This window comes from Saliniferula longa (assembly GCF_050789285.1).
In the GTDB taxonomy this organism is placed as follows: Bacteria; Pseudomonadota; Alphaproteobacteria; order Rhodobacterales; family Rhodobacteraceae; genus CAVPWP01.
The window spans coordinates 765,101-779,379 of record NZ_JBOUVX010000001.1 but is presented as its reverse complement, the minus strand read 5'-3'; the positions used below and the strand labels follow the sequence as shown (position 1 = coordinate 779,379).

At 69.3% G+C, this 14,279-nt stretch carries 14 protein-coding genes; 11 read left to right on the top strand and 3 right to left on the bottom strand.

Features of this window, described 5'->3' with window-relative positions:
- Nucleotides 1-53: 53 nt before the first annotated feature.
- From ACRDNQ_RS03650 to ACRDNQ_RS03640, 3 genes are read left to right on the top strand one after another with little or no spacing between them, the layout of a single operon-like run.
- Nucleotides 54-626, top strand: coding sequence for a class I SAM-dependent methyltransferase (locus ACRDNQ_RS03650; protein ID WP_431827268.1), 573 nt, complete (start codon nt 54-56; stop codon nt 624-626).
- Nucleotides 627-677: 51 nt separating this feature from the next.
- Complete coding sequence (locus ACRDNQ_RS03645; RefSeq protein ID WP_431827267.1) at nt 678-1,301, top strand: MarC family protein; 624 nt, start codon at nt 678-680, stop codon at nt 1,299-1,301.
- A gap of 39 nt (nt 1,302-1,340) precedes the next feature.
- Complete coding sequence (locus tag ACRDNQ_RS03640; RefSeq protein ID WP_431827266.1) at nt 1,341-1,922, top strand: retropepsin-like aspartic protease family protein; 582 nt, start codon at nt 1,341-1,343, stop codon at nt 1,920-1,922.
- Between the two features lie 50 nt (nt 1,923-1,972).
- Here ACRDNQ_RS03640 and ACRDNQ_RS03635 read toward each other — a convergent pair whose 3' ends face one another.
- Both ACRDNQ_RS03635 and ACRDNQ_RS03630 read right to left on the bottom strand, forming a co-directional pair.
- Nucleotides 1,973-2,446, bottom strand: coding sequence for a DNA polymerase III subunit chi (locus ACRDNQ_RS03635; RefSeq protein ID WP_431827265.1), 474 nt, complete (start codon nt 2,444-2,446; stop codon nt 1,973-1,975).
- Nucleotides 2,446-3,924, bottom strand: a complete 1,479-nt coding sequence (locus ACRDNQ_RS03630; RefSeq protein ID WP_431827264.1) for a leucyl aminopeptidase — start codon at nt 3,922-3,924, stop codon at nt 2,446-2,448. The genes ACRDNQ_RS03635 and ACRDNQ_RS03630 overlap by 1 nt, the downstream gene beginning before the upstream one ends.
- A 139-nt stretch (nt 3,925-4,063) precedes the next feature.
- Between ACRDNQ_RS03630 and lptF the strand changes: the two genes are divergently transcribed.
- The 7 genes from lptF (at nt 4,064) to rsmA (ending at nt 12,266) form a co-directional block, all read left to right on the top strand.
- Nucleotides 4,064-5,197: an LPS export ABC transporter permease LptF gene (gene lptF, locus ACRDNQ_RS03625; protein ID WP_431827263.1), complete on the top strand. Its 1,134-nt coding sequence runs from the start codon at nt 4,064-4,066 to the stop codon at nt 5,195-5,197.
- On the top strand, nt 5,194-6,291 hold the full coding sequence (gene lptG, locus ACRDNQ_RS03620; RefSeq protein WP_431827262.1) for an LPS export ABC transporter permease LptG: 1,098 nt from the start codon (nt 5,194-5,196) through the stop codon (nt 6,289-6,291). Before lptF ends, lptG begins: the two co-directional genes overlap by 4 nt.
- Complete coding sequence (locus ACRDNQ_RS03615) at nt 6,288-8,423, top strand: LPS-assembly protein LptD (protein WP_431827261.1); 2,136 nt, start codon at nt 6,288-6,290, stop codon at nt 8,421-8,423. The genes lptG and ACRDNQ_RS03615 overlap by 4 nt, the downstream gene beginning before the upstream one ends.
- Before the next feature lie 37 nt (nt 8,424-8,460).
- Nucleotides 8,461-9,705, top strand: a complete 1,245-nt coding sequence (locus tag ACRDNQ_RS03610) for a peptidylprolyl isomerase (RefSeq protein WP_431827260.1) — start codon at nt 8,461-8,463, stop codon at nt 9,703-9,705.
- Nucleotides 9,702-10,670 carry a 4-hydroxythreonine-4-phosphate dehydrogenase PdxA gene (gene pdxA / locus ACRDNQ_RS03605; RefSeq protein WP_431827259.1) on the top strand — a complete coding sequence of 323 codons (969 nt, stop codon included), beginning with the start codon at nt 9,702-9,704 and terminating at the stop codon, nt 10,668-10,670. Before ACRDNQ_RS03610 ends, pdxA begins: the two co-directional genes overlap by 4 nt.
- 103 nt (nt 10,671-10,773) lie before the next feature.
- Nucleotides 10,774-11,418, top strand: coding sequence for an outer membrane protein (locus ACRDNQ_RS03600; RefSeq protein ID WP_431827258.1), 645 nt, complete (start codon nt 10,774-10,776; stop codon nt 11,416-11,418).
- A gap of 8 nt (nt 11,419-11,426) precedes the next feature.
- Nucleotides 11,427-12,266, top strand: a complete 840-nt coding sequence (rsmA, locus tag ACRDNQ_RS03595; RefSeq protein WP_431827257.1) for a 16S rRNA (adenine(1518)-N(6)/adenine(1519)-N(6))-dimethyltransferase RsmA — start codon at nt 11,427-11,429, stop codon at nt 12,264-12,266.
- On the opposite strand, the gene ACRDNQ_RS03590 is transcribed toward rsmA, so the two are convergent.
- Nucleotides 12,263-13,153, bottom strand: a complete 891-nt coding sequence (locus tag ACRDNQ_RS03590) for a LysR family transcriptional regulator (RefSeq protein ID WP_431827256.1) — start codon at nt 13,151-13,153, stop codon at nt 12,263-12,265. The two genes, rsmA and ACRDNQ_RS03590, sit on opposite strands and share 4 nt — an antisense overlap.
- Before the next feature lie 120 nt (nt 13,154-13,273).
- Here ACRDNQ_RS03590 and ACRDNQ_RS03585 point away from each other — a divergent pair, with 120 nt between their 5' ends.
- Nucleotides 13,274-14,272 (top strand): NAD(P)-dependent alcohol dehydrogenase, encoded by a 999-nt coding sequence (locus ACRDNQ_RS03585; protein ID WP_431827255.1) that lies wholly within the window; start codon nt 13,274-13,276, stop codon nt 14,270-14,272.
- Nucleotides 14,273-14,279 lie beyond the last annotated feature (7 nt).

The following is a 14,279-nucleotide window of genomic DNA, read 5'->3' as shown; positions in this document are numbered from 1 at the left end:
CGGACCGGCAGGCGCACTGGAATACGGCTTATCGGACGAAAGGTGAAACGGGGGTGTCGTGGTATGATCCCGATTCCGCCCGCGCCTTCGCCACCGTCGCCCCCCTTGTGGCGGCGGGCGATCCGATCGTCGACGTGGGCGGCGGCGCCTCACGCCTTGTCGACCGCCTGCTCGACGCGGGCCTCGGGCCGGTCGACGTGCTCGACCTGTCGGCCACCGCGCTTGCGATTGCGCGCGCCCGCCTCGGCGCCCGCGCCGCCGCGGTGGGATGGATCGTCGCGGACGTCACGCGCTGGACGCCGCCGCGCGCCTACGCGCTCTGGCACGACCGCGCGGCCTTTCACTTCCTGACCGATCCTGCGGATCGCACCGCCTATGTCCGAACCCTTCTGCGCGCCCTGCGACCGGGCGGTCACGCGGTGCTGTCGACCTTCGCCGAGGACGGGCCGGGGCATTGCTCGGGCCTGCCGGTCGCCCGCTATTCCCCCGACGCGCTGACCGCCACGATCGAGGCGATCGCACCGGGCGCCTTTGAAAGGGTCGCGGCCTCGCGCCACCTCCACCTCGCGCCGGGCGGCGCCGGCCAGCGGTTCCAGACCACGATCCTTCGGCGCGGCGCCGGCTGATCCTCATCTTCGGTCTTGCCTCGGAACACAAAGGCAGGCCATGCAAGGCGGATGGACGCCGGCCTCGCTCCCTTCATCACCGCCTTCGTGACGCTCTTCGTCATCGTCGACCCGATCGGGCTGGCACCGCTTTTCGTCGCGCTGACGCAGGGCATGACGCCCGAACACCGCCGCGCCATCGCGATCAGGGCGACGCTGATCGGCGCGGCGCTGCTGACGCTCTTCGGCCTCGCGGGCGAAGCGGTGCTGGGCTTCGTCGGCATCTCGATGCCTGCCTTCCGCATTGCCGGCGGGATCCTCTTGTTTCTCACCGCGCTCGACATGCTCTTCGAACGTCGCAAGAAGCGGCGCGAGGATCAGGCAAGCCACACCGACGACCCCTCGGTCTTCCCCCTGGCCACCCCGCTCATCGCTGGACCGGGGGCGCTGGCCACGATGATCCTTCTGACCGGCGAGGCGCCTGGCGACTGGGGCTGGATCGCCGCCATCCACCTCGTCATGGCCGCCGTCATGGCGGTGACCTTCGCCTTCTTCCTTGCCGCCGGCCTCATCGAGCGCGCCCTCGGCCCCACGGGCATCAACGTCGTGACCCGGCTTCTGGGGATGCTGCTTGCCGCGCTCTCGGTGCAATTCGTCCTTGATGGCGTGCGCACCATCGGGCTTGGCGCAGGCTGACCCCTTCCCCGGCGGGCTCACTCCCCCTATCTGACGCCCATGGACAGCGCCGATCTGCCCCGCCTTGCCTATCTCGTCCTGCTCGGCCTTGCCGTGGCGGGCTGGTTCATCGCGGAAAATCGCGCCTCGCTTGGCCGGACCATGCGCATGGCGCTGGCCTGGGGGCTGATCTTCCTCGGCGTCGTGGCGGGCGTCGGCCTGTGGAGCGACGTGCGCACCGACGTAATGCCGCGCCAGTCGGTCATGGCCGACGGCGCCCGGATCGAGGTGCCGCGCGCCTTCGACGGGCATTACTACCTCACGCTGCGCCTCGATGGCACGCCGGTCGACTTCGTCGTCGATACCGGGGCCACCGACATCGTGCTCAGCCGCGAGGACGCCCGCCGCATCGGGATCGACCCGGACGGCCTCGCCTATACCGGCATCGCGATGACCGCGAACGGCCAGGTCCGTACCGCGCGCGCCCGGGTGGGCGAAATCGCGATCGGCGCCATCGCCGACCGCGACGTCGCCGTCTCGGTCACCGACGGCGAAATGCCGGGATCGCTTCTGGGAATGGCCTACCTGCAGCGCTTCGCGCGGATCGAGATCGCCGACGGCCGCCTTCTTCTCGAACGCTAGGGCGTTCTTCTTGGGGGAAGTATCCTCGCGCGGCAGCGCGAAACTGCGTCTCAGGCGCCGGGCTTCTCGACCTTCATCGCCCAGCTGCCGGTTTCCTGGCTCCAGTACTTCGCGCCGCAGCCCGCGTCGGTCAGGTCCTTCCACTGACGTCGCGCCACCGTCAGCGCCGCGTCGTCGCCGCCGTCGAAGATGATGCAGACCCGCTCCAGCCGCCGGACCTCGTCGGGCGCCACCTCGGCGCCGTCGATCGCCATCAGGCAGGCCGCACCGTTCGGGGGCCCGCCGGGGGTCTCGGCCGCCGTCGTCAGAAGCACCGGCTGGTCGGCGTCGTGGTCCCCGCCCGCGCGACCGTGCGGCACGAAGCCCTCGCCCAGCCATAGCCTCTCGTCCAACCGGTCGAGCCGCGCCGCGTCGGTGCCGCGCACCGCGACGCGCCATCCCGCCGCCCGCGCCCGGTCCAGCAGCGTCGGCAGCGTCTCGTCCAGCGTGGACCGCGTCAGGTGATAGAAATAGGCCTCGCCCATCAGCCCCCGAACATCCCGTCGATCATCCGGTTGAGACTGAGCACCCCCCAGCCCGAAGCACCCTTGGGCGCAAGCGTGCTGTCGGACTTCAGGCTTGCCACCCCCGCGATATCGAGATGGACCCAGGGCGTACCGTCCTTGACGAAGCGCAGAAGGAACTGCGCCGCCGTGATCGACCCGGCCGGCCGGCCGCCCACGTTCTTCATGTCGGCGATGTTGGACTTCAGCTGCTTGTCGTAGGCCTCGCCCATCGGCAGCCGCCAGGCGCCCTCGCCCTCGGCCTTCGCCGCCTTAAGGAAGGCGTCGCACAGCGTGTCGTCGTTGGAAAAGACGCCCGCGTTCTCGTGGCCAAGCCCGATGATGATCGCGCCCGTCAGGGTGGCAAGATCGATCATGCCGACCGGCTTGAAGCGCTCCTGCGCGTACCACATGACATCCGCCAGAACGAGCCGCCCCTCGGCGTCGGTGTTGATCACCTCGACGGTGTCGCCCTTCATCGTCCGCACGACGTCGCCCGGACGCTGCGCGTTGCCGCTTGGCATGTTCTCGACCAGCCCGACCAGCGCCACGACGTTCGCCTTCGCCTTGCGCAGCGCAAGCGCCTTCATCACCCCCGCGACGACGCCCGCCCCGCCCATGTCCATGGTCATCTCCTCCATGCCCGCCGCGGGCTTGAGGCTGATGCCGCCGGTGTCGAACACAACGCCCTTGCCGATCAGCGCCAGCGGCCGGTCGGAGTTCTTCGCCCCCGACCACTGCATCACCACAACCTTCGACGGGCTTTCGGACCCTTGTCCCACGCCCAGAAGGGCGCGCATGCCCAGCGTCTCGAGGTCGGCCTCCTCAAGCACCTCGACCTTGACGCCAAGCTCCGACAGCGCCTCGAGCCGGTCCGCGAAGGTCGTGGTGGTCAGCACGTTCGAGGGGGCGTTCACAAGGTCGCGGGTGAAGAACACGCCCTCGGCAAGCGCGGCGACATCGGCGGCGGCGGCGGCGTCCTCGTCGGGCTTGAGCGTCATGAAGGTGAAGCGCGCCCCGCCCTCGTCGTCGGTCTCCTTTTTCGACTTCATGTCGGTATAGGAATAGTCGCGCAGCACCGCCGCCAGCGCGATGTCCGCGACGCCGCGGTTGGCGCGCACGATCGCAAGAACCGGCTTGCCGTTCGCGGACCTGCCGATCGCCGCGCCGGCCTTGCGCGCCTCGTCGGTCGACGGCCGGGCGTCCAGCTTGACCACCAGCAGTGCCTCGGCCGCCAGCCCCGCGGGGAACGACAGTTCGCGCGCCTCGCCCTGCGCGAGCTTCGAGAAGGCGGCGCTGTCGACGAACCGCTCGAGCGATCCCCGCGTCAGCCGGTTGAGGCGCCGCCCCACCTGGTCAAGCTTGCCGGTGTGCGGCACCGTCACCGCCAGCCGCCCCTCGAAACGCTCGATCTCGTCAAGAGCGATCGGCACGAAACGGACGGGGGCAGGAGATGTCATGGGCGGACCTCGTGATGTCAGGGTGTCGCGGCAATACCTAGCCGTCCATCCCCCCCTTGACCAGAAGGGAGTTTCCGCCGCCCGCCCCATGGGGTAGGGTCTGCCGAAACAGACGGCAGGCATCAGGGGCAAGGGCAGCGTGGCACGGTTCGACAGATATCTGCTGTCGCAGTACCTGGCGCATTTCGGCTTCTTCGCGCTTGTCCTCGTGATGGTCTACTGGGTGAACCGGGCGGTCGTGCTGTTCGACACGCTGATCGCCAGCGGGCAGTCGGCGATGGTCTTTCTGGAACTCACCACGCTGACGCTGCCCAACGTGATCCGCGTGGTGCTGCCGGTCGCGGCCTTCGCTTCGGTCGTCTACGTCGCCAACCGCCTGCAGTCCGACAGCGAGCTTGTCGTGGTGCAGGCCACCGGCTACAGCCCGATGCGGCTGGCGCGGCCCGCGGTCTATTTCGGGCTTTTCGTGACGATGTTCCTGATGACGCTGACGCATGTCCTCGTGCCGGCCAGCGTCGGGCGGCTGACCGAACGCACCGCCGAGATCACCGAGAACGTCACCGCGCGGCTGCTGACCGAGGGCACGTTCTTCCACCCGATCTCGGGACTGACCTTCTACATCCGCGAGATCACGCCCCAGGGCGAGCTGCGCAACATCTTCATCAACGACAGCCGCAGCGCCGCGCGCCAGATCACCTACACCGCCCGCAGCGCGCTCATCGTGCGCGAGGCGGCCGGACCGAAGCTTCTGATGTTCGACGGGATGGCGCAGACGATGAACACCGCGACGCGGCGCCTGACGATCACGCGCTTCGAGGACTTCGTCTATGACATCGGGCTGCTCGTGCCCCTTCCCACGCCCGACAAGCGGCGGATGGAAGAGCTGTCCACGCTTGAACTCCTGGCGGCGACCGACGACCTCGTGGCCGAAACCGGTCGCCCGGCCGAGCAGCTGAAGTTCGAGGCGCACGACCGCATGACCCAGGCCATGCTGGGGCTGGTGACGCCGCTCGTCGGCTTCTCGATCATGATGCTGGGCGGCTTCAGCCGGTTCGGCATGTGGCGCCAGATCTTCGGCGCGATCGTCGCGCTGGTGCTGATCGAATCCCTCGACAACGCGCTTTCTGGGCGCATTCGCGCCGATGCGTCGCTTCTGCCGCTGGCCTATCTTGCCCCGGTGGCGGGGCTTGTCGCCTCGTGGATCACGCTGCGCGTCGCGGGACGGACGCGCCGCGTCCGCGCTGGCCCGCCGCCGCTTGAGGTCGCGGCATGATCCTTGACCGCTACATCGCGCGCCGGTTCCTGGTCAGCTTCCTCAGCGTTCTGGGCATCTTCTTCCTTCTGCTCGTCCTCTTCGACATGGTCGAGCAGATCCGCCGCTTCGGCGGGACCGAGGCGACCTTCGGCGGGATCCTGCGGCTGACGCTGCTGCGGGTGCCCGAAAGCCTGTACCAGATCCAGCCCCTCGTGATGATCCTGTCGGCGGTCTGGCTCTTTCTCGCGATGGCGCGGTCGTCCGAACTTGTCGTCGCGCGATCGGCCGGACGCTCGGCGCTACGCAGCCTGATCGCGCCCTGCCTCGTGGCGCTTCTGATCGGGGCCACGGGCGTGGCGCTGTTCAACCCCTTCGTCGCGGCGACCACGAAGCGCTACGAACAGGTGGCCGACCGCTATCGCGGCATCGACGCAAGCGTCCTGTCGATCAGCCGAGAGGGGCTGTGGCTGCGCCAGGGCGGCGATACCGGCCAGACCGTGATCCGCGCCACCCGGGCCAACCTTGACGGCACCGAGCTTTCCAACGTGACCTTCCTGGGCTTCGACCTTGACGGCGCGGCCGCATTCCGGATCGAAGCCGCCACCGCCAGGCTTGTCCCGGGCGCCTGGGAGATCGAGAACGCCAAGGAATGGCGCTTCGACATCGAAGGCAACATCGAACAGGGGGCGGTCGAACGTCCCTCGATGCGCCTCGCCTCGAACCTGACCCAAAGCGAGATCCTCGACGGTTTCGGCGCCCCCTCGGCGATTCCCATCTGGGACCTGCCCGAGTTCATCGCCCGGCTTGAAAGCGCGGGTTTCTCGGCGAAGGCGCATCGGGTGTTCCTGCACATGGAACTGGCGACACCGCTGCTGCTGGTGGCCATGGTGCTGGTCGGCGCGGGCTTCACCATGCGGCATGCCCGGCTGGGCCGGACCGGGCTGATGGTGCTGACCGCGCTGGTCGTGGGGTTCACGCTCTATTTCATCCGCAACTTCGCCCAGATCCTTGGCGAAAACGGGCAGATCCCCGTCCTGCTTGCCGCGTGGGGGCCGCCGGTCGCCGCGATCCTCTTGCCGCTCGGGCTTCTTCTGCATCTCGAGGACGGATGAAACGGCGGCTCTGGTCCCTTGCGCTGTGGCTGGCCTGCGCCGTCGGGGCGGCCGCACAGACCGGTCCCGCGCCGCTTCTGGCCACGCTGGTGGCCGACAGCGTGCGCATCGACGCCGACCGCACCCTCGTGGCCGAGGGCAATGTCGAGATCTTCTTCGACGGCGCGCGGCTGACTGCGGCGCGGGTGGTCTATGACAGGGCGGGCGACGTGGTGCGCATCGACGGACCGATCCGGCTGATCGATTCAAGCGGATCGGTCCTGATCGCCGACAGCGCCGAGCTTGACGCCGACCTGACCGACGGCATCCTGCGCTCGGCCCGTCTCGTGCTTGAGCAGCAGCTTCAGCTGGCCGCCGCCGAGATTTCCCGCGATGGCGGGCGCTACACCCGCCTCAGACGTGTCGTCGCCTCGAGCTGCGAGGTCTGCGCCGACAATCCCACGCCCTTGTGGGAGATCCGCGCAAGCGGCGTCGTCCACGACCAGCTCGAGCGGCAGCTCTATTTCGAGAACGCGCAGGTCCGGATCGCCGGCGTGCCAGTCTTCTATTCCCCGCGCCTGCGCCTGCCCGACCCGACGCTCGACCGGGCGCGCGGCTTCCTGATCCCCGATGTCGCCAGTTCGAACCAGCTGGGGTTCGGCTTCAAGTTGCCCTATTTCCTGCCGATCGGGGACAGCGCGGACCTGACGCTGACGCCCTATCTCGCGCCGGGGACACGCACCCTTGAAGGCCGCTTCCGCCAGGCCTTCGCCCGCGGCGATCTGCGCTTCGACGGCGCCTTCACCTTCGACGACGACATCCTCGACGGCGAAACCCGGGCCTATCTTTTCGGCACGGGGGCGTTCGACCTGCCCGGCGACTACACGCTGTCGTTCCAGTTGCAGCGGGTGACCGACCCGACCTACCTGTTGGACTACGACTATTCCGACCTGGACCGGCTGACGAGTTCGGTCTTCCTGCGCCGCATCAACGCGGACGAACTGTCGTCGGTCGGCCTGCTGGCCTATGAATCGCTGCGCGAAGCCGACATCAACAACGAAGACGCCCTGCCCCGGTACGTCGCCGTGGCGCGCAGCACGCGCCGCCTGCCCACCGGCCCGCTTGGCGGCGACGCCTGGATCACGACGGACGGGCGGGTGATCTACCGCAGCTCGGACGAGGACGGCACCGGCCTTGACGACGCGCGCGTCGGCGCGGCGGGGGATTGGCGGCGCGACTGGGTCGGGCCCGCGGGGCTTGTGCTTGGCGCGCGTGCGGGCCTTGCGCTCGACGCCTACGCGATCGCGGACGACGCCGATTTCCCAAGCTCGCTGGCCCGCGCGACGCCCGCAGCCGCGGTCGGGTTGCGCTGGCCGCTCGAACGGGTGGAGGACGGCGGCGCGCGACAGCTTCTGGAACCCGTGCTGCAACTGGCCTGGTCCAGGTCCTACGGGGGTGTGCCGCCCAACGAGGACAGCACCGTGATCGAGTTCGACGAGGGCAACCTCTTCGCGCGATCGCGCTATCTGGGCGTCGACGTCTATGAACAGGGCTTGCGCGCGAACCTTGGCGTCACCTGGACGCGCAGCGACCCAAGCGGGCTGGTGATCGGCCTGACCGCGGGACGCGTGCTGCGGTTCACCGATGCCGACCAGTTCCCCGCAGGCACCGGCCTGAACGACGCGCGGTCCGACTGGCTGGCCGCCTTGCGCCTGCGCATGGGCGACGGGCTGTGGCTGAGCAGCCGCTCGCTTCTCGATGACGGGCTCGACTTCACCAGAAGCGAAACGCGGCTCGATCTGGTCGAGGACTGGGGCACGCTGTCGACAAGCTACCTGTGGGACGTCGAGGTGCCCGAGGAAGACGCCGACCAGCCGATTTCGGAATGGTCGCTTGCGGCCAGCTACGAAATCAGCCGCAACTGGGTGGGCCGGGTCGACTGGCGCTATGACTTCATCAACGACGATGCCGCGCGGGCGGGGCTTGGCCTGCTCTACCGAAACGAATGCATCGGTGTTGATCTTTCCGTCTCGCGGCGGTTTACATCCACCACGACCACGACGCCCAAGACCAGCTTCGACCTGAGGCTGACGCTCAATGGTTTCGGGACAGGCACCGACGGCCGCGAATTCCGCCGGACGTGCACGGGATGACGGGCAGCAAGGGAACAGGCAACGGGATGACAGGCACATGCGACGCATGCTGGAACTGACGCGCGGCCACCCGGTGCGGGGGCTGCTGCCCGCGGTGCTGCTGATCCTTGCCATGGCGACGGGATCTGCCACGGCGCAAAACCCCTTCGAGACGGTTTTCCGCGTGAACGGCAGCCCGATCACCCGCTACGAGCTTCAGCAGCGCACGCTGTTCCTGACGCTGCTCAACGCGGGGGCCAACCCCGGCCAGATCGCCGAGCAGCAGCTTGTCAACGAACGCCTCCAGCGCCAGGCGGCCGAGCGCGATGGCGTGACCATTTCCGACGAACAGATCGCCGCCGCGCAGGGCGCCTTCGCCGCGCAGGGCCAGTTCGACCGCGAGACCTTCATCGCCGCGTTGGGCGAACAGGGGGTCGAGGAAGCCACTTTCCGCGACTTCGTGGCGACCGGAGTTCTGTGGCGGGCGGCCGTGTCGCAGCGGTTCCTGCCGCGCGCCGAGGTCACCGAGGACGAGATCGACCGCGCCTTGGCGCAGGTGCCCTCGCGCGGGGGGGTGCGGGTCCTTCTGAGCGAGATCATCCTGCCTGCGCAGAACCCGGAATCCGAAACCGCCTCGCTTGCGCGGGCAGAACGGCTGAGCCGGATCACCGACGAGCTGGAATTCGCCGCCGCCGCGCGCCAGTTCTCGGCCGCGCCCTCGCGCCTGATGGGAGGCGAGATCAACTGGCGCGCCCTCGACGAGCTGCCGCCCGAAGTCCAGTCGGCGCTGCAGGGCCTTGCACCCGGTCGCGCGACGCGCCCGATCAATCTGGGCGGTTCGATCGCGGTCTTCCGTCTGCGCGACCGCGAAGAGGTGCGGGCGGGCTCGATCGAGATCGTGTCGGCCGATTACGCCGAATACCTGATCCCCGGCGGCCGCAGCCCCGAGGCCCTTTCGCGCGCGGCGGCGATCAAGGCCGAGGTGCGCACCTGTGACGATCTCAACGGCGTCGCGCGCGGCCAGCCCGAAGGCGTCCTGACCCGACGGATCACCCGCATCGCAGAGCTTCCGGGCGATGTCGCGCGCGAGATCGCCGGACTGGACCAGTACGAGGTCTCGACGAACCTGACCCGCGGGGGAAACCTTGTCTTCCTGATGCTCTGCGAACGCACCGTGCGCGAATCGACCGCCGTCGACCGCGCGCAGGTGCGCCAGTTGCTGACCGCCCAGCGGCTCGAGACCTTCGCCTCGGGCTGGCTCAACGAACTGCGCCTGGCGGCCCGGATCGAAGACCTCAGATGACGGCGCCCCTAGCCGTCAGTTGCGGCGAGCCCGCGGGCATCGGCCCCGAGGTCGCCGCGGCGGCCTGGGCGGCGCTGCGCGACACCCTGCCCTTCGTCTGGATCGGCGATCCGCGCCACCTGCCGCCCGGCACCCCGGTGGCGGAGCTGACCGACCCGGCCGGTGCGGCGTCGGTCGCGGGCCGGGCCCTGCCGGTGCTGCCGCTGCCCTTTCCCGCCCGCACGATCCCGGGTCGCCTCGATCCGGCGAACGCGCCCGGCGTGATCGCCGCCATCGAACGCGGCGTTTCCCTTGCCCGCGCGGGCGCGGTTTCGGGCCTTGTCACCGCCCCGATCCACAAGAAGGCGCTGATCGACGGTGCGGGCTTCGCCTATCCCGGCCATACCGAGTTCCTGGCCGCGCTGGCGGGCGTGGGGCGCGTGGTGATGATGCTGGCCTGCGAGACGCTGCGCGTGGTGCCGGCCACGATCCACATGCCCCTCGCGCAGGTGCCGGGCGCGCTGACGCCCGCGCTTCTGGACGAGACGATCCGCATCACCGCCCGGGACCTAGGCCGGTGGTTCGGCCTGGCAGCGCCGCGCATCGCGGTCGCGGGCCTCAACCCGCACGCCGGCGAAGGGGGCGCCATGGGCCGCGAGGAGATCGAGGTGATCGGCCCCGCGCTCGACCGGCTGCGGACCGACGGCTTCGACATCGCCGGGCCCTTGTCGGCCGACACCATGTTCCATGCCGCGGCGCGCGCACGCTATGACGTGGCGATCTGCATGTATCACGACCAGGCGCTGATCCCGATCAAGACCCTTGCCTTCGACGAGGGCGTGAACGTCACGCTGGGCCTGCCGTTCATCCGGACCTCGCCCGACCACGGCACGGCCCTTGACATCGCGGGGACCGGGACCGCGCGCCCCGACAGCATGATCGCCGCGCTCAGACGCGCGGAAAGCATGGCGCGACAGGCAAAGTGACGGTAAAGTGATCAAGCGCTGGGAGAGGGGGACTGCCATGCACCGACATGTTGATGCCGTCAGGACGTCTTGCCGTTCCGGCATTCCGGGCGCGGCCCTTTCCGTGGCGGCCGTGGTCATGGCCGGCGGTGCGGCTGCCCAGGACGCGGCGGGATGGGACGGCTGGTATCTGGGGGCCTCGCTTGACGCTTATGCGGCGAACCTCACGGAAGACGAGGTCTTCACCGCCTCCGGCACCCCGACCGGCCAGTTCGCCTATTCCGGCGACGGGGTCGGGGCAAGCTTCTTCACCGGCCGCAACTGGCAGCGCGACGCGATGGTCTACGGCGTCGAATTCGGCGTGACGACGGGCCGGTCGGTGGCCGCCGACATCAACTCGTCCACGTCGAGCTATTTCTATGACACCGGTCCGATGCTGGGCGTGAAGGGACGCGCGGGCTACCTTGTGCGCCCCGACACCTTGGTCTTCGCCTCGGCCGGCCTGTCGGTCGGCAATCTCAACTACAACTGGCGGGTCAACGGCGTGCAGGAACGCGGCGATGTCTGGAGCCAGGGCTACAGCCTCGGCCTTGGCGTGGAACGTCAGATCGGCAACGGCAATGCCCTGCGGCTTGGCCTCGATTACCTGCAACGCGACAGTGACGACTTCACGACGCCCTCGATCCCGGCGCTTGCCGATTACACCTATTCGAACACCTACGACGAAGTGTCCGTCTCGGTCGGCTTCACGCATTACTTCGGCGACTGATCCCGCGCATGGCCGCCATCGACGCCCTGCCGCCCCTGCGCGAGGTGATCGCGCGCCATGGACTGTCCGCCCGCAAGGCGCTGGGGCAGAACTTCCTTCTGGATCTCAACCTGACCGCAAAGATCGCACGCGCGGCCGGCGATCTGACCGGCTCGGACGTGCTCGAGGTGGGCCCCGGCCCCGGCGGGCTCACGCGCGGGCTTCTGGCCGAGGGCGCGCGCCGGGTCGTGGCGGTCGAAAAGGACGCCCGCTGCCTTCCCGCCCTGGCCGAGATCGCCGCGGCCTATCCCGGACGGCTTGAGGTGGTCGAAGGCGACGCGCTGGCGATCGACCATCGCGCCCTTCTCACGCCACCGGTGAAGATCGTCGCGAACCTGCCCTACAACGTCGGGACCGAGCTTCTGACGCGCTGGCTCGACGTGGCCGACTGGCCGCCCTTCTGGCAAAGCCTGACGCTCATGTTCCAGCGCGAGGTGGCTGAGCGGATCGTGGCGGCGCCGGGGTCGAAGACCTATGGCCGGCTGTCGATTCTGGCCCAGTGGCGCTGCGAAGCACGGATCGTGATGGACCTGCCGCCCGAGGCCTTCACGCCGGCGCCCAAGGTGCGCTCGTCCGTCATCCAGCTGACCGCCCTGCCCGCGCCCCGGTTCCCCGCCGACGCGAAGGTGCTGTCGCGCGTGACCGCCGCCGCCTTCAACCAGCGCCGCAAGATGTTGCGCGCCGCCCTGCGGGCGCTTGCGCCCGATATCGAGGACCGCCTGCGCGCCGCCGGGATCGACCCGACACGCCGCGCCGAACAGCTGTCGATTGCCGAGTTCTGCGCGCTGGCGCGCGAGATCGCGGCCTAGCGCCGCCTGATCTCTTCGGCCAGCATGTCGAAGACGATGCGCACCCGCGCCGAGGTGCGCACTTCGCGGTGGGCGACCAGCCAGACCGGAAAGGTGATCGGCTCGACGCCCGCGTCGACGCGTTCCACGCGCGGTTCCGCGTCGCCGATCCAGGTCGGAAAGATGCCGATGCCCAGCCCGGCCTTCACCATCTCCCACTGGACAAGCTGGCTCTGGCTGAGGATCGGGAAGTTCCGGCGCTCCAGTGGCAGCCCACGGTCGCGCAAGTGGGTGATCAGGACGTTGGTTCGGTCGAAGCCGATGAACTCGGCGCGCGCCAGTTCCTCGGAGGTCCGGGGCCGCCCGATCCGGTCAAGATAGCCGGGCGCCGCGTAAAGCCGCGCCTCGTCGTCGGGCAGGCGACGCGCCACAAGGTCGTTCTGCGTGGGGCGCACGTTGCGGACCGCGATGTCGGCCTCGCGCCGGCGCAGGTCGGTCATCGCGTTCGACGCAAGGACCTCGACCTCGATTCCCGGATGCTCGGCCCGCAGCCGCCCGAGCACGGGCGGCAGAAGATGGGCGGCATAGACCTCGCTTGCGGTCAGGCATATCTCGCCCTCGATGGCCTGCGTGCGGCCCGAGGCCCCGAGTGCTAGCGCCTGCGCGGCCTCGCCCATGCTGCGCACGTGGGACAGTAGTTCGACCCCGCCGGGTGTCAGTTCCAGACCCTTGCCGACCCGCTCGAACAGCGCCACGCCCAGTTCGGCCTCAAGCGCGGCGACCTGCCGGCCCAGCGTGGGTTGCGACATGCCCAGCGCGCGCGCCGCAGCCGATAGCGACCCCTCTTCCGCCGTGACAAGGAATGCCCGCGCGCGATTCCAGTCGAAGGTGACAGCCCGCCAATCCATGCATTGATGCATAACAGACTGACGATTTCCGTCAATTCCATGCATCGCGAACCGGACCTAAGGTAAGGGCGATACAAGGAACTGCCCGCATCGGGGCACCCCCAGCAACGGAACACCGCCATGAAAGCCGCCCTTCACACCCGCTATGGCCCCGCCGGGGTCCTGTCCATCGCCGAAGCCCCGATGCCGCGCACCGGGCCCGACGACGTGCTGGTCGAGGTGCACGCAAGCTCGGTCACGACGGCCGACTGGCGCCTGCGCGCCTCGGCCTTTCCGGGCGGCCTGTGGCTGCCGGGTCGCCTTGTCTCGGGGCTTTTCAAGCCGAAGCACCCGATCCTGGGGACCGAGTTCTCGGGCCGCGTCGCCGCCGTGGGCGATCGGGTCACGGGCTTCGCGCCGGGTGATGAGGTCTTCGGCTTTTCGGGCCACGGCAGCAACGCCGAATACCTTGCGGTGCCCGCTTCGGGCCCCATCGCGCCGAAACCAGACCGGCTCAGCCACCGCGAGGCCGTCGCCCTGCCCTTCGGCGCGCTCTCGGCCCTTGTCTTCCTGCGCGACGTGGTCCGGCTGAAACCCGGACAGACTGTTCTGATCGTCGGCGCAAGCGGCGGGGTGGGAAGCCCTGCCGTCCAGATCGCGCGGGCCTTGGGCGCGCGGGTCACGGGCGTGGCCAGCGGCGACCGGCGCGAGATGGTGCTGGGGTTGGGGGCCGAAGCCTTCATCGACTATCGCAGTGCCCCGGTGGCCGACGGGTCCATGCGCTATGACGCGATCTTCGATACGGTCGGCGCCCTGACCTTCGCCGAGGCCCGCAAGGCCTTGACGCCGAACGGCGTTTTCGTGCCCCTCAACTATGGTGTCTGGGATCTTTTCCGCGCGCTTGCCGCGAAGCTGCGCGGGGGCCCGCGGCTGCGCATCGCCCTGAGTGGCGACACGCGCGCAGATCTCGACGAAGTGGCAAGGATGGTCGACCGCGGCGACCTGCGCCCCGTCATCGACCAGATCTATGGCCTGGACGACATCGTCGCGGCCCATGAACACGTGGAATCGCGCCACCGCGCTGGCGCGGTGGTGATCAGCGTCCGGCCGTCGGCGATCCCCGCAAGCGTCGCCGCCTGACGGGCGG